The organism is Citrobacter sp. Cpo069 (assembly GCF_030332785.1).
Lineage (GTDB): Bacteria > Pseudomonadota > Gammaproteobacteria > Enterobacterales > Enterobacteriaceae > Citrobacter > Citrobacter portucalensis.
In genome coordinates this window covers 328,521-351,994 of sequence record NZ_JAOWHD010000042.1, presented here as the reverse complement: position 1 = coordinate 351,994, position 23,474 = coordinate 328,521, and the positions used below count along the sequence as shown (strand labels likewise).

Annotated in this window: 19 protein-coding genes and 1 tRNA gene; 10 read left to right on the top strand and 10 right to left on the bottom strand. The window is 50.3% G+C overall.

The genetic code is table 11. The features are described 5' to 3' along the window. The first annotated feature begins 152 nt into the window (after window positions 1-152). Window positions 153-1,805 carry an alpha-keto acid decarboxylase family protein gene (locus tag OGY08_RS06120; RefSeq protein ID WP_174771267.1) on the top strand — a complete coding sequence of 551 codons (1,653 nt, stop codon included), beginning with the start codon at window positions 153-155 and terminating at the stop codon, window positions 1,803-1,805. Here the strand turns inward: OGY08_RS06120 and OGY08_RS06115 are convergent, their stop codons facing one another. Beyond that, complete coding sequence (locus tag OGY08_RS06115) at window positions 1,806-3,041, bottom strand: ion channel protein (protein ID WP_008785389.1); 1,236 nt, start codon at window positions 3,039-3,041, stop codon at window positions 1,806-1,808. Window positions 3,042-3,245: 204 nt separating this feature from the next. Between OGY08_RS06115 and glk the strand changes: the two genes are divergently transcribed. After that, entirely contained in the window at window positions 3,246-4,211 is a 966-nt protein-coding gene (gene glk / locus OGY08_RS06110; RefSeq protein WP_286565842.1) for a glucokinase, read from the top strand. A 2-nt stretch (window positions 4,212-4,213) separates the two neighbouring features. Here glk and OGY08_RS06105 read toward each other — a convergent pair whose 3' ends face one another. The 3 genes from OGY08_RS06105 to OGY08_RS06095 form a co-directional block, all read right to left on the bottom strand. Beyond that, on the bottom strand, window positions 4,214-5,260 hold the full coding sequence (locus tag OGY08_RS06105) for a hypothetical protein (protein ID WP_125363390.1): 1,047 nt from the start codon (window positions 5,258-5,260) through the stop codon (window positions 4,214-4,216). 123 nt (window positions 5,261-5,383) lie between these two features. Continuing rightward, window positions 5,384-6,118, bottom strand: a complete 735-nt coding sequence (locus OGY08_RS06100; RefSeq protein WP_003834866.1) for a LytR/AlgR family response regulator transcription factor — start codon at window positions 6,116-6,118, stop codon at window positions 5,384-5,386. Between the two features lie 14 nt (window positions 6,119-6,132). Then, window positions 6,133-7,830, bottom strand: coding sequence for a sensor histidine kinase (locus OGY08_RS06095; RefSeq protein WP_008785387.1), 1,698 nt, complete (start codon window positions 7,828-7,830; stop codon window positions 6,133-6,135). A 387-nt stretch (window positions 7,831-8,217) separates the two neighbouring features. Between OGY08_RS06095 and alaC the strand changes: the two genes are divergently transcribed. Continuing rightward, window positions 8,218-9,456, top strand: a complete 1,239-nt coding sequence (alaC, locus tag OGY08_RS06090) for an alanine transaminase (RefSeq protein ID WP_111465284.1) — start codon at window positions 8,218-8,220, stop codon at window positions 9,454-9,456. A gap of 67 nt (window positions 9,457-9,523) precedes the next feature. On the opposite strand, the gene ypdK is transcribed toward alaC, so the two are convergent. Continuing rightward, complete coding sequence (ypdK, locus tag OGY08_RS06085; protein WP_010723117.1) at window positions 9,524-9,595, bottom strand: membrane protein YpdK; 72 nt, start codon at window positions 9,593-9,595, stop codon at window positions 9,524-9,526. Between the two features lie 343 nt (window positions 9,596-9,938). Here ypdK and OGY08_RS06080 point away from each other — a divergent pair, with 343 nt between their 5' ends. Continuing rightward, window positions 9,939-10,553 (top strand): lysozyme inhibitor LprI family protein, encoded by a 615-nt coding sequence (locus OGY08_RS06080; RefSeq protein ID WP_032944115.1) that lies wholly within the window; start codon window positions 9,939-9,941, stop codon window positions 10,551-10,553. A gap of 41 nt (window positions 10,554-10,594) precedes the next feature. On the opposite strand, the gene lpxP is transcribed toward OGY08_RS06080, so the two are convergent. Continuing rightward, a complete protein-coding gene (gene lpxP / locus OGY08_RS06075) occupies window positions 10,595-11,515 on the bottom strand; it encodes a kdo(2)-lipid IV(A) palmitoleoyltransferase (protein WP_111465285.1) in 921 nt (306 codons plus the stop codon). Between the two features lie 440 nt (window positions 11,516-11,955). Here lpxP and OGY08_RS06070 point away from each other — a divergent pair, with 440 nt between their 5' ends. Beyond that, window positions 11,956-12,198 carry a DUF2545 family protein gene (locus OGY08_RS06070; RefSeq protein ID WP_008785383.1) on the top strand — a complete coding sequence of 81 codons (243 nt, stop codon included), beginning with the start codon at window positions 11,956-11,958 and terminating at the stop codon, window positions 12,196-12,198. A gap of 109 nt (window positions 12,199-12,307) precedes the next feature. Here the strand turns inward: OGY08_RS06070 and pgtP are convergent, their stop codons facing one another. Then, window positions 12,308-13,699 carry a phosphoglycerate transporter PgtP gene (gene pgtP, locus OGY08_RS06065; RefSeq protein WP_048234793.1) on the bottom strand — a complete coding sequence of 464 codons (1,392 nt, stop codon included), beginning with the start codon at window positions 13,697-13,699 and terminating at the stop codon, window positions 12,308-12,310. Window positions 13,700-14,114: 415 nt separating this feature from the next. On the opposite strand from pgtP, the gene pgtC reads away from it, so the two are divergent. Genes pgtC through pgtA form a run of 3 tightly spaced genes read left to right on the top strand, consistent with a single transcriptional unit; the run spans window position 14,115 to window position 18,557 of the window. Next, a complete protein-coding gene (gene pgtC, locus OGY08_RS06060) occupies window positions 14,115-15,314 on the top strand; it encodes a phosphoglycerate transport regulator PgtC (RefSeq protein WP_103285598.1) in 1,200 nt (399 codons plus the stop codon). 11 nt (window positions 15,315-15,325) lie between these two features. After that, entirely contained in the window at window positions 15,326-17,320 is a 1,995-nt protein-coding gene (pgtB, locus tag OGY08_RS06055) for a two-component system sensor histidine kinase PgtB (protein WP_172111188.1), read from the top strand. Then, window positions 17,310-18,557, top strand: coding sequence for a two-component system response regulator PgtA (gene pgtA / locus OGY08_RS06050; protein ID WP_032944112.1), 1,248 nt, complete (start codon window positions 17,310-17,312; stop codon window positions 18,555-18,557). Before pgtB ends, pgtA begins: the two co-directional genes overlap by 11 nt. A 105-nt stretch (window positions 18,558-18,662) precedes the next feature. Here the strand turns inward: pgtA and OGY08_RS06045 are convergent, their stop codons facing one another. Then, window positions 18,663-19,202: a DUF2058 domain-containing protein gene (locus tag OGY08_RS06045; RefSeq protein WP_100272066.1), complete on the bottom strand. Its 540-nt coding sequence runs from the start codon at window positions 19,200-19,202 to the stop codon at window positions 18,663-18,665. 372 nt (window positions 19,203-19,574) lie between these two features. Here OGY08_RS06045 and OGY08_RS06040 point away from each other — a divergent pair, with 372 nt between their 5' ends. Next, a complete protein-coding gene (locus OGY08_RS06040) occupies window positions 19,575-21,473 on the top strand; it encodes a methyl-accepting chemotaxis protein (protein WP_125363388.1) in 1,899 nt (632 codons plus the stop codon). A 186-nt stretch (window positions 21,474-21,659) separates the two neighbouring features. Next, window positions 21,660-22,292, top strand: a complete 633-nt coding sequence (locus tag OGY08_RS06035) for an ECs1377 family protein (RefSeq protein WP_048215836.1) — start codon at window positions 21,660-21,662, stop codon at window positions 22,290-22,292. A gap of 46 nt (window positions 22,293-22,338) precedes the next feature. Here OGY08_RS06035 and OGY08_RS06030 read toward each other — a convergent pair. Together OGY08_RS06030 and OGY08_RS06025 are read right to left on the bottom strand one after the other, a co-directional pair. After that, window positions 22,339-22,413, bottom strand: a tRNA-Arg gene (locus OGY08_RS06030). Between the two features lie 75 nt (window positions 22,414-22,488). After that, a complete protein-coding gene (locus tag OGY08_RS06025; protein WP_003834842.1) occupies window positions 22,489-23,430 on the bottom strand; it encodes a formate/nitrite transporter family protein in 942 nt (313 codons plus the stop codon). Between the last annotated feature and the right edge of the window lie 44 nt (window positions 23,431-23,474).

The window sequence follows — 23,474 nt, the reverse complement described above, 5'->3', positions numbered from 1 at the left end:
TCAGTGTATACGGTTACACCGTCGATTCTTCAATGAATTTTAACCGCCAAAACTGTAAATCCTGCTTTCCACCCTTTCACAGCGACTTTCCTGGACAGTCATCACAGTTCTTCGATACTCAACATGAGGTTACCGTCAGAAGGATAGCTGTCATGCAAACCCCGTATTCCGTTGCTGATTATCTGCTGGACAGGCTGGCAGGCTGTGGCGTCGGCCATCTCTTTGGTGTGCCGGGCGATTATAATTTGCAGTTTCTTGACCACGTGATTGAACATCCCAACGTATGTTGGGTCGGGTGTGCGAATGAATTGAATGCGGCTTATGCGGCAGATGGCTATGCCCGGGTATCCGGGGTTGGGGCGCTGCTCACCACGTTTGGTGTGGGGGAGTTAAGCGCAATTAACGGTATCGCGGGTAGCTTCGCGGAATATGTTCCTGTTTTGCATATTGTCGGCGCACCCTGTCGCGGCGCGCAGCGTCGCGGAGAGTTGATGCATCACACTTTGGGTGACGGTGACTTTCAGCATTTTTACCGCATGCAGCAGGCAGTAACAACGGCCAGCGCGATACTGGATGAACAAAATGCCTGCTATGAAATTGACCGTGTGTTGCGAATGATGCTCAGCGAGCGCAGGCCGGGCTATCTGATGCTACCTGCTGATGTGGCTAAACAGCCTGCTACGCCACCGAATGATATTATGAGAGTTCCTCTGAGCGAGCCGGAAAGCAGCGTGATAGAGGCGTTTCGCTACCATGCTCGTGAACGATTGCTGGACAGCCCACGCGTAGCGTTGCTGGCCGACTTCCTCGCGCTGCGTTTTGGTCTGCAGCCGGTTTTACAGCGCTGGATGGCAGAAACGCCGATGGCTCATGCCACGTTGTTGATGGGCAAAGGACTGTTTGATGAGCGTCACCCGGCGTTTGTTGGCACGTACAGCGCTGGAGCCAGCAGCGATTATGTACGTCAGGCGATAGAAGATGCCGATACGATAATGTGTGTCGGCACACAATTTGTCGACACCCTGACAGCTGGGTTTACACAACAGCTACCGCTGGATCGCACCATTGACGTTCAGCCCCATGCGTCACGAATTGGATCCCACTGGTTTAACATCCCGATGGAGCAGGCGGTCACCACATTACGTGAGCTGTGCCTGGAAATGTCGTTTTCTCTACCGCCAGAACGTCCGCCAATTAGGCGTGTTCAGGTTGAGAAGGGCCCACTGACGCAGGAAAACTTCTGGCACACGGTACAGCAGTTTCTGAAGCCTGATGACATTATCCTCGTCGATCAGGGAACCGCCGCCTTTGGCGCGGCTGCGCTCTCACTACCTTGCGGGGCGGAAGTACTGGTTCAACCGTTGTGGGGATCTATCGGCTACGCGCTCCCGGCGGCATTCGGCGCGCAAACGGCCTGTCCGGACCGTCGGGTGATCCTGATTATTGGTGATGGCGCGGCGCAGCTCACCATTCAGGAGCTGGGCTCCATGCTTAGAGACGGGCAATCGCCGGTTATTTTACTGCTCAACAATGACGGTTATACCGTGGAGCGGGCCATACACGGGGCAAATCAGCGCTATAACGACATCGCTGCCTGGAGCTGGACGTCGGTGCCGCAGGCGTTTAGTCGTGAATGTCAGGCCGAATGTTGGCGGGTGAAGCAGGCGGTACAGCTGGAAGAGGTGCTGGCCCGGTTGTCCCATCCGCAACGACTGTCGTTAATTGAGGTGGTGCTACCGAAAGCCGATCTTCCTGAATTATTGCGCACGGTGACCCGTGCGCTGGAATCTCGCAACGGCGGATAGCTATTTATCAGGGCGCTCAGCGACCATCATCGGTTTGCCTGCCAGCAGCAGCCAGGCGGGCAGCATGACGATGCACAGCAGTGGCAGCAGGGTGGAATCTGGCACCACCACTGCTGCCATAAACAGGCTCAGCCAGGCGTCACGGGTGACGACCAGCACCAGCCCGAGAATAGAGCAAGAAACCGTGATGGCAGCCGGCACCGCTTCAACATGGGCGTGCAGCATCAGGCCAAGCGCGACGCCAACGAATACCGCCGGGAAGATTCGTCCGCCGCGAAAACCACTCGCCGCTGCAACCACTAATGCCGTTAGTTTGATCACGGCGAGCATGAAATAATCTGATGTCCCCAGCGTTTGGCTAAACGCCATCTGCTGCATTTCGTCCAGTCCCTTAAACAAGGTAAGCGGCCCGCCGATAACACCCAAAATGCCAAGGATAAAACCGCCTGCCCCGAGGATCAGCACCGGGTGTTTTAATCGATGCATTAAATGGTGCAAACGCGGCAGACACCAGACGGCAACCATCCCAGCGGCAATGGCGATGGCAGCAACAACCGCGCCGCTGAGGATATCGATCAGATGCATCTGCGTGTAGTGCGCGATGGGTAGTGAAAAATGGGGGTGAAAAAACAGGCTGGTGGTTAGCGAACCCGCGGCGGCGGCCATTAACGGTGCAAACAGGCGATCCCACAAGGGCACATCGTTTGAGCTATTCAGCGTTTGCGAAAATATCAGCGCGGCGGCAACGGGGGTACCAAATAGCGCGCCGATGGTACCGGCAGAGGCGAGAATGGTCCAGTCCAGCTTCGCAATGCGCGGAAACATGCGGCTACCAAGTGCCACTGCCAGAGCGATATTTACGGTCATGATGGGGTGTTCCGGACCCAGACTGACGCCACCCGCGAGGCCGAGGATTAGTGCTGCCAGCAGGCCCGGTATTGCTGACGTTGGCACCGGCATACCAATTAACGGTTCACAGGCCGGATCCGGGCCTGCGTGGCCATGGCTGTAACGGATTACTAACCCGACCATGATCCCCGTGAGTGTCAGCATACCGATAATCCAGACCGGAGAGTCCTGGGCTATACCTATGCTAACAGGCAGACGTTCCCACAAAAACTGCTGTAAAACGGAAGCCACTTTCATCACAACGATCAACACCAGGCTGGACGCTATGCCAATGATTAGCGCTGGGGTTGATAGCAAGAGCATCGTTCTGGCTCGCGGATGGAGCATTTTCTATTCCTTAAAACAGAGTCATAGACATAGTTTGCACAGCCTGCCTGACGACATCGCTGCAAATGGTGCTGAAACGATAAAGTAATTGTGTGATCTGGATCGATTTTCCACGGGCATCAGCCTTCAGACCGTTGTTGTTATGTCCCCATGAATTTACAGTGTGGCAAAGATTTATTCTGACTTTAGCGGAGCAGTGGAAGAATGACAAAATATGCTTTAGTAGGGGATGTTGGCGGCACCAACGCGCGTCTTGCTCTGTGCGATATTGCCAGCGGCGAGATTTCGCAGGCAAAAACCTATTCCGGGTTGGATTTTCCAAGTCTGGAGGCGGTGGTGCGCGTGTACCTGGATGAGCATAGCGTTAGCATTGAAGATGGTTGTATTGCCATTGCCTGTCCGATAACCGGCGACTGGGTGGCAATGACCAACCATACCTGGGCGTTCTCTATTGCTGAGATGAAAAAAAACCTGGGCTTCAGCCATCTGGAAATCATCAATGATTTCACCGCTGTGTCGATGGCGATCCCGATGCTGAAAAAAGAGCATTTAATCCAGTTTGGTGGTGCGGAACCTGTTGAAGGTAAACCTATTGCTGTTTATGGCGCAGGAACCGGGCTCGGCGTGGCGCATCTGGTCCACGTGGATAAACGCTGGGTAAGCCTCCCTGGTGAAGGCGGCCACGTGGATTTTGCGCCTAACAGCGAGGAAGAGGGAATTATCCTTGAGGTTCTGCGCGCGGAAATAGGTCACGTGTCCGCAGAACGCGTGCTGTCTGGTCCGGGACTGGTGAATCTGTATCGCGCGATCGTCAAATCTGACGGACGCCTGCCGGAAAATCTGCAGCCGAAGGATATCACCGCACGGGCGCTGGAAGATTCCTGCATTGACTGTCGTCGTGCGCTGTCGCTGTTCTGCGTCATCATGGGACGTTTTGGTGGCGATCTGGCGTTAACGCTGGGCACATTTGGCGGTGTGTACATCGCCGGCGGTATTGTGCCGCGCTTCCTCGACTTCTTTAAAGCGTCGGGCTTCCGCGGTGGTTTTGAAGATAAAGGCCGTTTTAAAGCCTACGTGCAGGATATTCCGGTGTATCTGATCGTGCACGATAATCCTGGACTACTTGGCGCTGGTGCGCATTTACGTCAGACGCTGGGCCATATTTTGTAAGGTCAGGGCCGGATGGCGCTCAGCGCTTCTCCGGCCTTGTCGTCCTGGCTGTTCATATTTTCTAAAATTATCTTGATCATCTGTTGTTCAAATAAATCGGCATGCAGGTATCTTGTGTTTTTATATTTTTTATCGGTATCCAGATAGGGTTGATGCAAACAAAATTCTGGTGGCGTGCATGAGATCAGGGTGTTAATAAGGTCAATTGGTTTAGGGTATTCTATAAATAGCGGGCCATGGCGATAGTTATGTTTATTTTGCCATTCCGCCAGATCGTCCATAAAACACTCTGCGGTTGGATTCGGCATCGCGCTGGCTTTATCTTTGCCCAACACAATATAAGCCAGGTTGTATAACCCGTGCGCGTATGGCCAGAACATTTTATGGAGCTTAGTGAGCCCAGGTTCTCTCAATGCAGACACGCTTTTACAATATAAATCGAGTTGTGTGCCTGCTTCTGTCACATCCTCATCCAGGAGCGCCATCAGATAGCTGAGGATGAACATATCGCTTGCTGTTTGCTTCGTGGTCAGTACCTTTTGCGCTCTTTTTCTGGCATCCACTGCAAAGTCTGCGCGTTTGTACCACAACGCCATCATTAAATTCGTCATGGCCAGGTTAACAGGGTGACCGTTATCACTCATGCCCAATTTTTCAGGCAATAAGAGCGGTACTCGGTCAAATAAACCCGCGGCAAGAATCTCTAGTGTCGTCCATACATTAATACTGTGATCGCAGCCTGAGTCCACACCCTGCGTCACATGTTTAATCATCGCAGACTGTCGCAAGGATAAGTGTAGAGATTCCATATCATTTGACTGTATCGCGGTTTTATATCCTAATAAATCCGGGCTGCGCTTCATGCGCAGCATAAAAAGCCATGAACTCAGCTGTTGTTGCAGTGAATAATCCAGATGGCATTGTTCATGAATATCCAGGCACTCAGCTAAATAATCGTCCGTACTTATCCAAATCAGGGCATTTTTTTCCGCTTCTTTTGCGTATTCGCGTAGATATGTACGTTGATATTTTTCGCTCAGCTTCGCCATGACATCACCTGTAAAAAATAGAGTGACGACCAATATACTACAAACTTAGTTCCGCTATCCCGTTCGTTGCGGGAACGACTGAAAGCGTGCGCTGTACTTTCCATTCGTCACGCTTTTTCAGCACTATAAATGCATTAATTGTCTGAATTCTTTCACTTTGCTCCGACTAACCGGGATTTCAAATTCCAGATCCTTTAAACGCAGAATATAAGTGTTGTTAAACCAGGGTTCGATCTCGCGGATTTTATTCAGATTTACGCAGAACGAGCGGTGGCAGCGGAAGAAATGCGAAGCCGGCAGTTTGCTGCAAAATTCGCTGATGTTCATCGGCATGACGTATGATTCTCGTCGCGTATAGACGAACGTCATCTTTTCATGCGCTTCAGCGTAGTAGATGTCGTTGATTGGGGTCACGATGATCCGCTCATCTTTGATCAAGTTGATCGTATCGTTTTCGCGGGCCACCGGACTTACAGGGGACGTTCCCGTTTGCTGTTGCTGCCAGGCGGCTTCCAGCTTTTGCAGCATGCTGACAATGCGTGATTCCTGGTACGGCTTCAGAATGTAGTCAAAAGCTTCCAGTTCGAAGGCTTCAACGGCATGCTCTTTCCACGCGGTAATAAACACAATAAAGGGTTTATGTGCGAACTGGCTGATATTTTGTGCCAGCAATACGCCGTCCAGCGAGGGAATATTAATATCCAGAAAAATGGCGTCAACGCGGTTGTGCTGGAGATATTTCAGCACGTCCAGACCATCGTCAAACGTGCCGACAATCTCCATCTGGCTGTGCTCTTTTATCAGCCAGCTCAGTTCCTGTTGGGCCAGGAATTCATCTTCAACAATGATGACTTTCACGATTTCACTCCTGGTTAAAGCAATAATGTAGTTGGCGCGGCTGCGGGCGAGTGCACATTAGGTACATAAAAGGCAATCTCTGTGCCTGGCTCCAGACGGCGGATATGTAATCCCTCACCGTAGAGCAGCTTAACGCGATGGTGCACATTCAACAGACCAATTTTATTGCCCGGCATTTCATTGGACTCGACCCGTTCAATCACTTTTGGGTCGATACCATGACCCGTGTCTCGTACGGCAATCCGTACCCGGTTGCCGCACTCCGCAACGCTGATAGTGACCACACCTTTCCCTTTGCAGGGCTGGATCCCATGGACGATAGCGTTCTCGACCAACGGCTGAATCAGCAGGCTGGGAATAAAACAGCTTACCTCTTCATCGATATCATAAATAACGGTCAGCTTGTCGCCAAAGCGGGCCTGTTCGATGGTGATGTAATCCTTGATTTGATACAGCTCTTTCTTGATGTCGATCTGCTCATCGTCTTTTAATTCAATATTATAGCGAAGATAGCGCGACAAATTAAAAATGAGCTGACGTGCGGTGTCCGGGTTAAGGCGTACCGACGATGAAATCGCGTTCAGGGCATTAAACAGAAAATGGGGATTTATTTTGCTTTGCAGCGCGCGTAGCTCTGCCTTATTTGCCATTTCTCGTAGTTGCTCTGCGCGGGAGACTTCAAGCTGGGTGGAGATGATTTGCGACAGACCGATCGCCATTTCCTGTAACGAGGAAGTGATTTGATGAGCGTGACAGTAGTAGATCTTCAGCGTGCCGGTCACGACGCCTTTCTCCCAAAGCGGGATCACCAGCATAGAGTGGATTTCCGGGGTGCGATGCGCTTCATCATTGTTTTTTATGATTATTTTACCGTGATTTATGGCTTCTTGCGTGGTAGGGCTGACGAAGTCATCGTTATCGCGGTAGTTGATCTCTCCGACGCCAACATAGGCCAGAACGTGCTGAGTATTGGTGATTGCAACCGCGTCAGCGTGGATATCGTGGCGAATAATTTCGCACACCTGACGTAACGACTCGCTGTTGACCTGGCGAAAGAGCGGCAGCGTTTTGTTGGCGATATCCAGCGCCAGCTTGGCCTGTTTTGCAGCGCTGGCTTCTTTCTCACCTTCAACGCTTTGTACCAGCATCACGATAAAACCAATACAGACGCTGCCTAGGATCATTGGAATACCGATTTTTGAGACAATATCCAGCCCCAGTTCGGTGGTGGGTGCCCAGGCGACGACCAGTATCATGGTCAGTGATTCGCACAGCATTCCGCCTAAAATACCCGCGCGCCAGTGCTGCGCTTTGGGGATCTTACGGTTGATCCACCCGGCAATGCAGCCAGCCAGAATGCTGGTAATAAAGCAGGGTAGGGCAGTTACGCCGCCAATATCGATCAGGTAACGGTGGGTGCCTGCGATCAGCCCCGTAATAATGCCAACCCATGGACCGAACAGGATCCCTCCTGACATGACCGCGATAATACGCACATTGACCAGAGAACCTTCTACCGGTACGCCTGACCAGGTACTGAACAGGGCAAACATGGAGAAAATCGCGGTAACGGCGAGCAGCTCTTTTGGGGAGTGGGCTGACTTGTGCAACAGTTCGCGAAACAGGCGGATACGAATCAGGAAAAACAGACAGAACAGCATCAGTGCTGCCCGGTCAAATACCGCCAGCAGCATATTGAATATTTCGTGCACGGGTGACTCTTGCGCAAGGGTTAAACCACTATGATAGGTAACCTGAGGCAGGATGACCAGCACCCCCGCAGTTCAGAGCTAATGGGGAAAAACCATAATATTAAAAGGGGATTGTTGCATGATTGTTGTATTTACAATACCTGTCCTGTGAGTGCTGCGTTCAAGGTAATGTATTTAACAACAAAATGTTAAATGATGGTAATTTTTGGCGGGTTGTGAAAATGGTTATTTCCTCATTTTACTCAGCTGTTCCTCTTTTTCGTCAGGAAAAAATATTTTGTTTTGCCTCTCGACAGAAGGAAATTATTCAGGCTATTTTCTAAACGTGCCACCATCGTGGCAGCGTCGCTCGGACGGTCCGGGCGCTAACGTTAATCTGAGGATATTATGGCTGACTCCCGCCCTGAACGTCGCTTTACGCGTATTGATCGCCTTCCCCCGTACGTTTTTAACATCACCGCTGAACTGAAGATGGCTGCGCGTCGGCGCGGCGAAGATATTATCGATTTCAGTATGGGGAACCCGGATGGGGCCACGCCTCCTCACATTGTCGAAAAACTGTGTACCGTGGCGCAGCGCCCGGATACTCACGGTTATTCCACCTCACGCGGCATTCCGCGTTTGCGTCGGGCGATTTCCCGCTGGTACCAGGAACGCTATGACGTTGAGATCGATCCTGAATCCGAAGCCATTGTGACCATCGGTTCCAAAGAGGGGCTGGCGCACCTGATGCTGGCAACACTCGATCACGGTGATACGGTCCTCGTGCCCAACCCAAGTTATCCCATCCATATCTATGGCGCGGTGATTGCCGGCGCGCAGGTGCGTTCAGTGCCGCTGGTTGAGGGGGTCGACTTCTTTAATGAGCTGGAACGCGCAATACGCGAAAGTTACCCGAAGCCGAAGATGATGATCTTAGGTTTCCCATCCAACCCGACCGCGCAGTGCGTCGAGCTGGAATTCTTTGAGAAAGTGGTGACCCTGGCTAAACGCTATGACGTGCTGGTGGTTCACGACCTGGCCTACGCTGATATTGTTTATGACGGCTGGAAGGCACCATCGATTATGCAGGTACCCGGCGCTCGCGACGTCGCTGTTGAATTTTTCACCCTGTCGAAAAGCTACAACATGGCGGGATGGCGTATCGGGTTTATGGTGGGCAACAAAACGCTGGTGAACGCGCTGGCGCGAATCAAGAGCTATCACGATTACGGGACCTTTACGCCACTGCAGGTTGCGGCAATTGCCGCGCTGGAAGGCGATCAGCAATGTGTGCGGGATATCGCTGAGCAATATAAACGTCGTCGCGATGTACTGGTCAAAGGACTGCATGAAGCAGGCTGGATGGTCGAGATGCCAAAGGCCTCAATGTACGTTTGGGCGAAAATTCCAGAGCAATACGCCGGGATGGGGTCACTTGAGTTTGCCAAGAAGCTGCTGAACGAAGCGAAGGTATGCGTTTCGCCAGGGATTGGGTTTGGTGATTATGGTGATACGCATGTGCGATTTGCGTTGATTGAAAACCGTGACCGTACCCGCCAGGCTATTCGCGGCATCAAGGCGATGTTTCGCGCAGATGGCCTGTTACCGACCAGTGCAAAATCGACTTCTGAAAGTACCGACTGACAGAATGTTCCCCCAAAATGCAAAACAGGAGCCTGATGGCTCCTGTTTTTTTGCTGCGTCTTTTAATTTAGATCATCAGGGCGAAAGTACCGGCCCAAACGATGACCATAAAAGAAATGCCCATAAAGAAATATTTCACTTTTCATCTCTCCGCGTACCTGAGGTACGTCTAAATGAACATATGCTTACCTGACAGAGAGCTGATGCACTCGCGAACGAAAGGGAGAATACCCCTCATTTGCTTGGCTGCATCACCTCAGAATTCTGAGCTTTAATGCTCCAGACGGCGCTAATGTACGCCTAAAAATGAGGAGAGACAAGAGGCATTTTTTTATTTAATTTTAATAACTTACAACTGTCGTGATTCGGCGACAGTTTAATTTCTGCCGGTAATAAATTGCTATTGAGCGACGGAATGGTTACTCGGAGAATTCTCATATCGCCATGATGTTAATGCGGTTAATTTTTCGCGGAATGAGATAATGAAAAGGTTAAAAATGACCAGATTAATGATGTTAGCACTCGTTTTTACGCCACTGACGTCGATGGCGGCCTCACCGTTGGCGTTTAATTTCAGCTGCGCAAGTATTGGTGGTGTGAATAGTGATGGCAAAGGCAATGTTTGGATTGATGGCTCGAAGGCGACGGTGAAGGCCTTCAATGAAAATTACTGGGAAGCCAAAAGCGGGAACAATACGGTTTCTATTTCTCGTAAAGATGACGGAAATCCGGACGTTTCCTGGAGTGGGCCGAATCGAAAGCACGGGGTATGCCTGCCTGAAGATAATATTGACTTTTCTGGGGCCAAAAAATCGACCAGCACTGGACCCTCTTTTTCCTGCGCTGCGGTTGCAAAGGGCAGTATCGAAGAGATTATCTGCCAGAGTCCTTCGCTCTCAGAAATGGATTTAGCGTTAAACGGGGCCTACAAGCAGGCGCTGGTTAAATCGAGCAATAACCCGACGCTGAAAGCAGAGCAGCGCGGTTGGGTGAAAGGGCGTAACGAGTGCTGGAAGGAACAGGATAAATCAGCCTGCATCGCCCGCAACTACAACGAGCGAATGGCTGAGCTGCACAGCAAATGGGGCGTTAAGTAATTCAACCGTAGAAAAAAAGAAAGGCCTTACGGCCTTTCTTTTTAGATATACAACGAAGCTTCACCCATCGGGCGAGTTTTGAAGCGACGGTGGATCCAGAGATACTGCTCGGGTGCACGCATGATCTCTTTTTCGATAATTTTGTTCATATACGCCGCAGCCTGGCTTTCATCTGCCGGGTAACCTTCCATTTCTGGGGTGATGAACAGGCGGTAACCGGTGTTATCTGCTTTTCTCACCATGGTTACGGTCAGCATTGCTGCGCCCGATAATCGTGACAGCACGTAGGTACCGTTGGTGGTCGCCACGTCTTTGACTGCGAAGAAGGGGGCGAAAGAACTCCCTTTACGACCATAGTCCTGATCGGGGGCAAACCACACTGCCTCGCCTTTTTTCAGGGCGCCGACAATACCACGCAGATTATTTCTGCCGATCATCGCCTTGTTGGAGCGCATACGACCGCGGGTTTGGATCCACTCCATCAACTTATTATTGTGCGGACGATAGGTTGCCATCATTGGCTGGCAAAGCCCCATTACGCGACCACCCAACTCGAGCGACATAAAGTGTACGCCAACGACCATCACGCCACGGTGTTGCATCTGAGCGCGCTTCAGGTTGTCCAGCCCTTCTACATCAAACCATTTACGCACCCGACGGTCCGGCCAGAACCAGGCCATACCTGTTTCAAGCAGCCCCATGCCGAGCGAACGGAAATTCTCATCGACCAGTTTGTCTCTTTCTTCCTGTGACAGATTTGGGAAACAGAGTTCGAGATTTTTACGTGCAATAGATTCACGGCGTTTTAAAAATGGACGAGCCAGCGTTCCTGTACGGGTACCAAGAAAACACAATACGGGATAGGGAAGCTGTACCAGTAACCAGAGCACACCAACACCAAACCATGTGAGCCAGTAGCGCGGATGCAAAAACGCGCGTGAAAATTTACATTGGGGGAACATAAGCACCTGTTGTTGATACGAAATAGATGTATCGCGAAGATTCTTTGCCTGTCGCTTTACACTCTGCACTGATCGTTAGGCCGCCATGAACGACATTGGTTCCTGTAAAGAGTGTAAAACTGAGTCAGGACAAAACCACGAGGGGGCATGAATGATCGGACGCACAATGTACACCCGAAAATTAATGTCAGCCAGAAATAATTACTCAAGATTCGTAAATGTTTTTAGGGCGATTAAGGGCAAAATTTCGCCTATATATAATTCGTTGTTTTTATGATGATTAAATAAACGACGGAGAAACAGTGTAATAGTAAGCGGTCGAATAATTTTTGTGAATAAAATGTTGCTCAAATTGCATGCGGATAGGAATTGTCTTAGAATATAAAGTTAAGGGAGTGTAAGGACTTACGTTAAGTTTACGGCAGACAGGAGGTATCGCTATGCTCTATTTCTGGACCTTTCTCATACTGAGCATTCTGTGCGTCAGTTGCTATATCTGGCAGGTTATAGGCGCTGCGGCGTCAATTAGCGCTTTTCTCGGCATGGCCATCCTTACGGCATTAATTTACGTTTTTACTATGCGGCTGACCAATGGTAACGAAATGGTAACTGGATTATTCCTGTTTCTTGCTCCGACATGTGGTTTGATCATTCGCTTTATGGTCGCGGATGGTAAGCAATAATTTGCAATGTTACGTTTAGCAATAAATTATCACTTTGAGTTATTTATTATTTATCTGAGTTTATCGAAGTGCCAGCATCGCTGGCACTTTTTTGTGAGACCGAAATGAATTACCGGGCATCCGCCAACTGGAGTGATGCTTCCTCTTGCTGAGCATTTTTTCGCTGTTGCTCAAGTTCCAGCGCACCGCGATGAGAGAGGTAGCAGAACAGGATGCAGCAAACAATACCCCCCATCAGCAGATAGAAGCCGCCGTGCCACCCCATTTTGTCGACCATTACGCCAAACAGACTGGTGCCCAGCGATGCGCCAAAAATGTAGCTCATAAATCCGCGCAGTCCTACTGCAGAACCTACTGCGAAGCTGGGGACGATTTCCATCGTCTGAACAGAAGCGAGGAACTGTGGAACATAGATCAGGCAACCCACAATGGCGGCAAAAATAGTGACCATCAGCAGGGATTCACTTTTCCAGTAGCCGATCAAACAGACGAAAATCAGCGCCATACAAATCATGGCCAGCGGCATGCGACGGCCTTTAAACAGTTTATCGGTAAGCCAGCCCGCCAGTAATGTGGAAGGGATTGCCGCCCATTCAAAAAACAGAAAAGCGATGCTCATTTGCTCTTTCGAGAAATGTTTTTCGGTTAACAGATAAATAGGCAACCAGCTAATCATGCCAAAACGCACCATATAGACGAAGACATCTACCAGTGAAACATACCAGGCATTCTTATTACGCAGCACATAGGTGCAGAAGATCTGGAAGGCACTCATATTTTCTGGCGCCTGGTCAGTGTGTCGGGAATTTAATACTACTTTTTCTTCCGGCATCATTTGTTCCAGAGCCGGTAAGCCTTCCTGGCGCGGTGAACCTTTCCCCAGAATCAGCACAATAAAAGCAAACAGTACGGCAACACCGGCCGGGACAATATAGCTGGCGCTTTGCCAGTGCTCGCTCCCTAAAATGGCAAAGGCGGCACCAACAATCGGAGCGACAATACCACCGCCAACGTTGTGAGAAATATTCCAGAATGCGCCGACGCGTCCACGTTCTTTACGCGGAAACCAGTTGGCGATGGTAATAAATGAAGGACCAACGCCCATTCCCTGAAACAAACCGTTGAAAACGACCAGAGCGGCAAAAATCCAGAATCCGGTACTGAATCCTAAACCGACGTTTACGATGGCGCACAGAACCAGGCCGCATGCCATAAAGACCTTAGGGCTGGCCTTGTCTGCCAGACTACTCATAATGCCTTTACTGATCCCATAGGCAATAAGCATGCAGCTGCTGAGTAGACCAATTTGCGTGGCACTGAGATCCAGATGTTCTTTCAGGTACGGTGTTGATAGCGTGAAGTTATTACGCACAATATAGTACGCAAGATAGCCAAGAAATACGCTGAGTAATGCCTGAATGCGGTATCGGCCATAAGTTTCCTGGACTTTCTCCGCCGGGACTTTATTTGCCGCTGGCCCTGCCTTAAATATGGATAACATATCATCACCTAAATTTATATTGATGTGAATATCAGGATTTTTCGCAGTGAAGAGTGAAATAGACGGTAGAGAAACTCAAGTTGATGAAATGAGTCACTATTGACACAATTTGTGGATTGCGTGGCTGATTTTGACTCTTTTTAAATAATGGCTTTTCAATTCTATTCTTTTACGAACGCTTTTATCATCGGCGTGTGCGGATATTAACAAATTCAGACTGCGTTTTCGGGTATTCTTTACCGATGTCGTCACTTTCCGTTTGGTTATTCTACGAATAACCTTATTCTTCCCCCAGTCGGTGATAAACGGGTAAGTTTTGTCTCAATATTATTTTTTGCGTATGTTGGTATTTATGAACGGGATCACAAACAGACTTTTGGGCCGGGGGCGTTGTTGGGCGTTCTCGCTCTGTTTTATGTCGTTGTCGGTGAGTTGCCTGGCGCAGGGTAAAGAGCTGGTAATGGCGACAACCTTTTCCCCTGGGGCAACGGCCTGGATTATTCAGCGTTGGCAGACTGAACCGGGGTCGGTGATGATTCGCACGTTAAACCGGACCAGCAGTTCGTTGGAGCAACTGCTGGATACCGCGAATGCGGAAAATGTTGATCTGATTTTGACCTCATCCCCTATGCTGTTGCAGCATCTGCAGGAGCATCAGAAGTTGGCGCCTTTCGAAAATGCGTTGCCGGAAAGCCAGCGGCTGGTGCCAGACTCTATCCGTTCGACCTCCGTGGCAGTGGCGATATCTGGTTTTGGTCTGTTGATTAATCGTTCTGCGCTGGTGGCACGGCATCTGTCGCCTCCTGCCGACTGGGGGGATTTAACGCTGCCCAAATATCAGAACGCGCTGTTGATGAGTAGCCCATCTCGTTCGGATACCAACCATCTGATGGTTGAGTCATTGCTACAGCAAAAAGGGTGGGAAGCGGGGTGGGCGACACTGCTGGCGAGTGCTGGAAATCTGGTGACGATTTCATCACGCAGTTTTGGCGTAGCCGACAAAATTAAGAGTGGCCTGGGCGTGGCGGGGCCGGTCATTGATAACTATGCCAACCTGTTGCTTAACGATCCTCACCTGGCTTTTACTTATTTTCCACGCTCGGCGGTATCGCCAACCTATGTTGCTGTTCTCAAAAACAGCCAGCACCCCAATGAAGCGCGTCGTTTTATCCGCTATTTGTTAAGCCCGGAGGGGCAGCGGATCCTTGCTGATGCGAATACGGGGAAATATCCGGTAACGCAGCTCGCATCTGATAATCCCCGCGCTGCTCAGCAGGCTATTTTACTGAACCAGCCTCCGCTTAATTATCGGCTGATCCTTAAGCGACAACAGTTAGTCCAGCGGATGTTTGATACCGCCATCAGTTTCCGTCTTGCGCAACTGAAGGATGCATGGCGGGCACTATACAGTGCGGAAGCACGCCTGAAACGCCCGCTACCCGAAATCAGAGCCTTACTGACCAGCGTTCCGATAGATGCCAAAAGTAGTGAAGATGAAGCCTGGCTTGCGCAGTTTGATAATAAAAGCGTTGCCGAACAGCAGATGATGGAGTGGCAGCTCTGGTTTCTTAAAAACCAGCGTCAGGCGATATCAAAACTGGAAGAATTAAAATGAAAGGTGGATCGATACTGCAACGCCTTCGCCAACTCAGCATCAGCAGCAGCCTGCGGGGAGCCTTTCTAACGGGCGCATTACTGACGTTGAGCGTAAGCTGCGTCAGTTTGTACTCCTGGCATGAGCAGAGCTCGCAGATACGCTATTCGCTTGATGATTACTTCCCGCGCGTGCATTCCGCTTTCTTGATTGAAGGAAATCTTAACCTGGTTGTGGACCAGCTAAATGAATTCCTGCTGGCTCCCAATACAACAGTAAGGCTGCAACTGCGCAATCAGATAATCTCGCATCTGGATAAAATCGAAGTGCTGAGCAGGGGGTTGCAACCAGCAGAACAGCAGCAGCTGGCGGTGATTTTGCAGGATAGCCGGGCGCTGATGGCGGAACTGGACCGGGTGCTCTACAACATGTTCCTTGTACGCGAAAAAGTGAGCGAGCTTTCCGCGCGCATTGATTGGCTACATGATGATTTTACTACTGAGCTGAATTCACTGGTGCAGGATTTTACTTGGCAGCAGGGGACGTTGCTGGATCAAATCGAGGCCAAAAATGGTGATGCGGCGCTGTATCTCAAACGTGCCCGAGAGGTGCAAAACGAGCAGCAGCAGGTCTACACCCTGGCAAGAATTGAAAACCAGATCGTTGATGATTTACGCGACAGGCTCAATGAACTGAAATCGGGTAGCGACGATGGCATGCTGGTGGAGAATCACATCCGCTACCTGGAAAATCTGAAGAAAACGGCGGATGAAAATATCCGCACCCTCGATGACTGGCCCAGTACTATCACACTGCGACAAACTATCGATGAGCTGCTGGAAATCGGGATGATGAAAAATAAAATGCCCGATACGATGCGCGATTATGTCGCAGCGCAAAAAGCGCTGGTTGATGCCAGCCATGCCAGAGAGGCCACGCTTGGGCGCTTTCGAACACTGCTGGAAGCGCAACTGGGGAGTAGCCATCAGCAAATGCAGACGTTTAACCAGCGGCTGGAACAAATTGTTCGCGTCAGCGGTGGACTTATCCTGCTGGCGACGCTGCTGGCGCTACTTCTCGCCTGGGGGCTTAACCACTACTTCATTCGCTCGCGTCTGGTGAAGCGTTTTACTGCGCTCAACCAGGCCGTGGTGCAAATTGGTCTTGGCAGAACGGATGCCTCTATCCCGGTATATGGACGCGATGAACTGGGGCGTATCGCAGGCTTACTGCGTCATACCCTGGGCCAGTTGAGCGCGCAAAAAAATCAGCTGGAGCAGGAAGTGACCGAGCGCAAGGAGATTGAATCCGATCTTCGTGCAACGCAAGATGAGCTGATCCAGACGGCAAAACTGGCGGTGGTCGGCCAGACTATGACCACGCTGGCGCACGAGATTAATCAACCGCTGAATGCGCTGTCGATGTACCTGTTTACGGCAGGGAGGGCAATCGAACAGGGGCAACCCGCTCAGGCCAGAAGCACATTAACCAAAGCGGAAGGGCTGATTACTCGCATCGATGCCATTATCCGTTCACTGCGTCAGTTTGCTCGCCGGGCCGAACCAGGCACGCCTCTGCATCCGGTCGATCTCCGACAAACGTTCAACGCTGCCTGGGAACTGTTGGCCATGCGACACAAGCCACAGCAGGGTACGCTGACGCTCCCAGACCGGGGCGTGTGGGTGGCTGGTGATGAAGTGCGTATCCAGCAGGTGCTGGTAAACGTCCTGGCAAATGCGCTGGATGCCTGTCCGGTTGCGGCGAAAATAGAGGTTCACTGGCAGACCGAAGGCAGCCGGTTGTGCGTATTTATCAGCGATAACGGCCCCGGTTGGCCTGGAGCATTATTACCATCACTGTTAAAACCGTTTACCACCAGTAAGGATGTTGGCCTCGGTATTGGCTTATCGATTTGTGTATCGTTAATGATGCAAATGAACGGCGAACTGCGCCTGGCGTCGACCCCGGGGCGCAATGCCTGCGTCGTTCTGCAATTTAATCTGACGGATGTAAACGATGTTGAGTGATGAATATTCTGTTCTGCTTATTGATGATGATGCCGATGTTCTTGACGCTTACACCTTGTTGCTTGAACAGGAGGGATATCATGTATTCGCATGCAGTAACCCTTTTGATGCCCGAAATTGGCTGCAGGCCGACTGGCCAGGGATTGTCCTGAGCGACGTGTGTATGCCTGGCTGTAATGGAATTGACCTGATGACGTTGTTTCATCAGGATGACAATCAGCTTCCGATCCTGTTGATCACCGGACATGGCGATGTCCCGATGGCGGTGGACGCGGTGAAGAAAGGTGCGTGGGATTTTCTGCAAAAACCGGTTGATCCAGGCAAACTGCTGGTGTTGGTAGAGGATGCGTTGCGTCAGAGAAAATCTGTGATTGCACGTCGTCACTATTGCCAGCAAAAGCTCCAGGTTGAACTGGTCGGCTACAGTGACTGGGTTAATCAGTACCGCCAGCGCTTACGGCAACTGGCTGAAACGGATATTGCCGTCTGGTTTTATGGCGAGCCGGGAACGGGGCGTATGACCGGAGCCCGTTATTTGCATCAGCTTGGGCGCAGCGCTGAAGGACCGTTTATCCGCGGGGAATTGACGTTAGAGAATGCGGGGCAACTCAATGACCTTATTGCCCAGGCGCAAGGGGGAACGCTGGTCCTGAGCCATATTGAGTGCCTGACGCGCGAACAGCAGCACCAACTGGTGCATTTGCAAAGCCAGGAGCGGCGTCCGTTTCGCTTAATTGGCATTGGCGCCACTTCGTTGGTGGAACTGGCGGCAACTAATCAGATTGTGGCCGAACTTTATTACTGTTTTGCGATGACGCAAATTGGTTGCCAGCCGTTGTCTCAGCGCCCGGATGATATTGAGCCGCTGTTTCGCCATTATCTGCAGAAAGCCTGTCTGCGCCTGAATCATCCCGTGCCCGAGGTTGACGGGGAATTACTAAAAGGAATGCGGCGTCGCGTGTGGTTAAGCAATGTTCGAGAGCTGGCCAATGCCGCCGAGCTTTTTGCCGTTGGGTTATTGCCACTGGCTGAAACCGCGAATCCACAGCTACATTTGCCCGAACCGACACCGCTCGATCGTCGGGTCGACGAGTACGAGCGACAGATCATTACCGAAGCGCTTAATATTCATCAGGGACGTATTAATGAAGTGGCGGAGTATTTACAAATTCCGCGTAAGAAACTGTATTTGCGCATGAGAAAATACGGACTGAGCAAGGAACACTATAAGTTTTAGCAGATGGCGTGTGGGGAAGAAGAGCGGTTGACGGTATTTCGGTGGCGGCGCTAGCGTTCACCGAAATACGCGACGGAACTCTGGGTGATTATCGGGGTGTTTTTCTTACCACATCAAATCGTCAGGAATGACAAAATCAGCATACGGATCGTCTTCGTCCTTCGCTTCCTGGCTCAGTTCGCAATTGAGAACAATATAGCTTGCATCGCGCTGGGCAATCTTGTCGGCGACAACAGCCGGGATAATGGCATATTCGCTCTCGCTGCTGCATTCAGCCGTCAGGCGGGCAATGGCCAGACGGCCCTTGATCAACTGAGACTGGGTTACCTTATCAACATAAACTTTTTTGATTAGGTTATTGTCAGTAAAGTTGTAACCAATATCGCCACGGGAAATGGTGATTTTGTTCATCTCAATCAGTTGCTTGATCTGCGCTTTGTATTCTTTAGACAATGCGGCCTGCTTCTGCTGTTCGCTGAGCTGCTTATCACGCTCGACCTGTGCTTTTTTATTTTCTTCAACCGCTTCTCTGGCTTCACGAGCCTGAACTCGCGATTTTTTCGCCGTTCTCTGCACTTTCGCCATTTTTTTGCTGCTGACCAGACCCGCTTTAAGCATCTGTTCTTGTAGGGTAAGTTTTGTCATTGTCGCTTCTAATCCAAAAAATCGTTGTAAGGATTATAACCTTAACGTTCGGCGGGACGCCAGAATGATGGCCGCGCCATGGCTGTTATCTCGGGCTGCTGTCACTGTCATGTGCTTCTCTCTCTATCTGAATCAGTTGATGATTACCTGATTCTTTAATAAAAAATAATATGCCAAATAAGTTAGCAAAATGGAGCATAGATTCGCATGTGTTAATTATTTAGAGTTTTATTCTAATTGAAGTAATTAAATAGAGTTATCTTGGCAAAAATTTAATCTAAAAAACAAACAGTTGCCCATTGTTCAAATTTAAAGAGCCGCTTCTTTACGCCGATAACCATAATGAATATATGGATAATGGAGGGAAGTGGCATGTGGTGGGTTTATCGAATGCCGATGAAAATGAAGTTAATAATTGCGCTACAACCATTATTACTGGCGTTATGTTGGTTTGCTGGTTCAGGAATATTAACGCGCATTGAGACAGAACGGCAGATGGAGAATATTGCCCAACTGACAGCGCTCGCACGCAGTGCCGGAAATGTAGTGCATGAATTGCAAAAAGAACGCGGCATGAGTGTCGGGTTTCTGGGGGCTGAAGGGAAGACGTTCAAAGATGAGTTAAACGCACAGCGGACTTTGACCGATCGCGAGATCGAGGTATTTGTGCGGTCACTGTCCGATACTGCCTTACCGGAAGGGGATGTCGCCACTTCTGTCGCTGCGTTTAAGAAAAATATTCTTTCGCTCGCTACCATCCGCGAAAACGTCACGCAGTTGGGGCTTCCGGCTTCAGATGTGGTTAAGTTTTATACCAATGTCATTGCTGATGTGCTGAATTTTGTGGGTAGATTGGGGCAGTTGACGGATTCAGGCGAGATGGCAAACGCATTCGCCGCCTACTACAACCTGCTGAATTTGAAAGAACAAGCGGGTATTGAACGGGCGCTGTTATCAAATATCTTTTCCTCCGGCCATTTCGCCGACGGACAGTTACATCAACTCAGTGATGTCGTCAGTAAACAGAACGTTTGGTTGGCAGAATCGTTACGCCTGAGTTCACCGGAACAGGCGGCCATGTTGAAAAGCCGCTTACAGTCAGCAGAAGCGTCAAAAGCCCTCTCATTTCGCGAGATCGCGTTTAACCATGTCGAGAACGGTGGATTTGGTGTCGATCCTACTACCTGGTTTAAAGTACAAACCCAGCGTATTGAAGTGATGCGGCAGATAGAAAATGTGACGGCGAATCGGCTGTTGGCGAATGCAGAAAAACTCGCGCAGGATGCACGAAAAAACTGGCAAATATATATGGCTGTTAGCCTGTTAGCGCTCCTGGCATCATTGACGTTCGCTGGGGCCATCGCAATCAATATGCACCGTCAGTTTAGTGACACGCTACGCAAGATTGCGGGTATGAATGGCGATCTGACTCAACGTCTGGCGACCCCGGGCAAAGATGAGCTTTCCTCACTTAATCGTGCCTATAACACGATGCTGGAAAGTATTCAGCATATTGTACAGGAGATTAAGCAAGGCTCCGTGGTTTTGTCCGATGCCAGTAGCAGTATTACGGCGGGAAATCAGGATCTGGCTCAACGTACAGATGAACAGGCTGCATCAATAGTAGAAGCTGTGGCCAGTATGGAGCAGTTATCAACTGCGATTACGCAAACAGCGGATAATGCCCGCGAAGCTGAGCATCTGACAATCAGACTGGAAAAAGAGGTCCGACAGGCCAGTAACGTTGCCAGTGCGGCGAACCAGAGCATGGGGGATATTCGCGCTTCCAGTGAGAAAATCTCGAATATTGTGACCTCGATTGATGATATTTCGTTTCAGACTAACTTACTGGCGCTGAATGCGGCAGTGGAAGCTGCACGTGCTGGAGAGATGGGCAGGGGGTTTGCTGTCGTAGCCAGTGAAGTGAGAAATCTTTCGCAGCGTTGCGCCAAAGAGGCTAACCAAATCCGTGAGTTGGTCGCGCAGAATATGGTCAAAATTAGTGAGGGTGTTGAGCGGGTTACTGCATCTGCTACCGCGCTGGAAGCCGCGGCGGATAATACCACCAGTATGAAGCAATATATTGCGGATATCGCTCGTGTGGCGACGGAGCAGTCACAAGGGGTAACCCAGATAAACCTGGCATTGCGACCGATGGAGCAGGTTACACAGCAAAATGCGGCGTTGGTATCTCAGGCTGCGAGCGACAGCCAGCGGCTGGACAATCTGTCGGCAACCATGAAGGATCTGGTTAACCGTTTTGTTGTCTGACGTGATGCAGTTTAACCGACCCGGACAACATACCGGGTCGGTTAGTTGTCGTATCCTCATGGTGAGGATACGAGGGAAGATTGGTCAGGCACTTTCAGTGGGTTAGAAAAAGATTTCTGACACAGGGATGTCGTCGCTGGTAAAGTGAGCAACCAATACCGAGATCTGGCCAGAAGGGAATTCAGTGTGACCGAGCGTATTGATTATCAGGCTGAAAAATATAGTTTTACTGAGGCGACAGAGTGTTCCCGTCTTACCGGCCAGTGGGCTGATGTTATTGCTGAATGCCGGGAAATGAAGGCGGGGCCCCAAGAACGTCTGCGTATTGCTTTATTGAATGTGGACTATGTGACCAGCTTTGAGCTGCCTTTCCGCTTGTTATTACTCCGTACTCCACAACTGATTGCCAGCGTGCGTGAAGAGCTGCAGCTTAGTCAGAAAAACGTCATCTTTAACGGCAAACGCTTTGGTTGTGTTTACAGCCTGAAAGCGAGTCTCGGTGGGATACCGGATGAATTTCAGTACCGCCTGTCACATCGTATCCGGCGCATTAGTCCTGCAGGTTCAAGCGAAGCGCCATATCAGCAGATTGCTAAAACAGTAAAAGCGCCGCGTGAACGTCTGAAGCTGGCACTGGAATCGGGCCTTGATGTCACTGCGCTGGACGGGCTTTTCTGGTTTGGCAGCCAGCGTATTGCCGCTGATGTGTTGAGGCTGAGAAAAGCAGGGATGCGGATAGCGACAAAGCAGACAATGGTGTCCGACAATCTTACTGCAACAGTGAGGAATGTGCCGTTTTACCGCCTGGCCCAAGGATGAACTGACTGGTAAATGAAAGAATTTTGACTGGATGCCTAAGAATTCATGGTGTCCCCTGCAGGAATCGAACCTGCAACTAGCCCTTAGGAGGGGCTCGTTATATCCATTTAACTAAGGGGACGAAGCGGCACGAGTATAGCGTTTTTTACTCACAACGGTAAGTCTCAGGCCGCCCGACTGCTCAAACAGTCACCATTCAGGCCTGTTTTTTCTGGTTTTTCTGCTTTTGCTCATCACGCTTTGCTTGCAACCTGGCTTCTTCCTTGCGTTTGTTGCTCATATCATTGCGGATCTGCGCATGGCTCATTAGCGCGAAAATAAACGTTCCGCCACAGATATTCCCGGCGAGCGTTGGTAGCGCAAAGGGCCAGAAAAAATCACTCCAGTGCAGCGTGCCATTAAAGACCAAATAGAGAATTTCCACCGAGCCGACGACGATATGTGTGGTATCACCGAGGGCAATCAGCCAGGTCATCAGAATAATGACCACAATTTTTGCCGCTCCGGCGGCGGGAAACATCCACACCATGGTGGCAATTAACCAGCCAGAAATGATGGCGTTGGAAAACATCTCTGTTGGCGTATTTTTCATCACATCCATGCCGATTTTGACAAAAGCATCGCGGGTCTCTTCATCAAAAATCGGCATATGTTCAAAGGCCCATGCGGCAACCCCGGTGCCAATAATATTACCCAGCAGAACCACGCTCCACAGGCGCATCAACAGGCCAAAATTGCCGAGGGTAGGGTTTTGCATCACCGGCAGTACGGCGGTGACGGTATTTTCGGTAAAAAGTTGCTGGCGGGCCATAATGACAATAATAAAGCCGAAGGTATAACCGAGGTTCTCGAGTAAAAATCCCCCTGGCACACCTTCCAGCTGTACGTGAAAAATCCCTTTTGCCAGTAGCGAGGCGCCCATCGATAGTCCTGCTGCGATGGCTGACCACAGTAGGGCCATCGCGTCGCGCTCCATCTCCTTCTCCCCATCCTGGCGAATATGTTCATGGATTGCCATGGCGCGGGAGGGGAGTCTGTCCTCATCAAGCTCTATCTTTTTCCCTGTTAGCTTTTCATCGCTTTCCACCTCGAGTTCGTCGCTGTGTCGATCAATCTTATCTTTCTTGATGTCATTCATAGCCGAATCCTGAATAAGCACGTATTGCTAAAGCGTAGCGGCTT

Excerpts from the sequence above, each read along its gene's own strand:
- OGY08_RS06080 (WP_032944115.1), top strand. The coding sequence starts at position 9,939 with ATGAAAAGGTTAAAAATGACCAGATTAATGATGTTAGCACTCGTTTTT.
- alaC (WP_111465284.1), top strand. The coding sequence starts at position 8,218 with ATGGCTGACTCCCGCCCTGAACGTCGCTTTACGCGTATTGATCGCCTT.
- lpxP (WP_111465285.1), bottom strand. The coding sequence starts at position 11,515 with ATGTTCCCCCAATGTAAATTTTCACGCGCGTTTTTGCATCCGCGCTAC.
- pgtA (WP_032944112.1), top strand. The coding sequence starts at position 17,310 with ATGTTGAGTGATGAATATTCTGTTCTGCTTATTGATGATGATGCCGAT.
- pgtC (WP_103285598.1), top strand. The coding sequence starts at position 14,115 with ATGTCGTTGTCGGTGAGTTGCCTGGCGCAGGGTAAAGAGCTGGTAATG.
- OGY08_RS06040 (WP_125363388.1), top strand. The coding sequence starts at position 19,575 with ATGTGGTGGGTTTATCGAATGCCGATGAAAATGAAGTTAATAATTGCG.
- OGY08_RS06025 (WP_003834842.1), bottom strand. The coding sequence starts at position 23,430 with ATGAATGACATCAAGAAAGATAAGATTGATCGACACAGCGACGAACTC.
- OGY08_RS06045 (WP_100272066.1), bottom strand. The coding sequence starts at position 19,202 with ATGACAAAACTTACCCTACAAGAACAGATGCTTAAAGCGGGTCTGGTC.
- pgtP (WP_048234793.1), bottom strand. The coding sequence starts at position 13,699 with ATGTTATCCATATTTAAGGCAGGGCCAGCGGCAAATAAAGTCCCGGCG.
- OGY08_RS06120 (WP_174771267.1), top strand. The coding sequence starts at position 153 with ATGCAAACCCCGTATTCCGTTGCTGATTATCTGCTGGACAGGCTGGCA.
- OGY08_RS06105 (WP_125363390.1), bottom strand. The coding sequence starts at position 5,260 with ATGGCGAAGCTGAGCGAAAAATATCAACGTACATATCTACGCGAATAC.
- glk (WP_286565842.1), top strand. The coding sequence starts at position 3,246 with ATGACAAAATATGCTTTAGTAGGGGATGTTGGCGGCACCAACGCGCGT.
- OGY08_RS06115 (WP_008785389.1), bottom strand. The coding sequence starts at position 3,041 with ATGCTCCATCCGCGAGCCAGAACGATGCTCTTGCTATCAACCCCAGCG.
- OGY08_RS06070 (WP_008785383.1), top strand. The coding sequence starts at position 11,956 with ATGCTCTATTTCTGGACCTTTCTCATACTGAGCATTCTGTGCGTCAGT.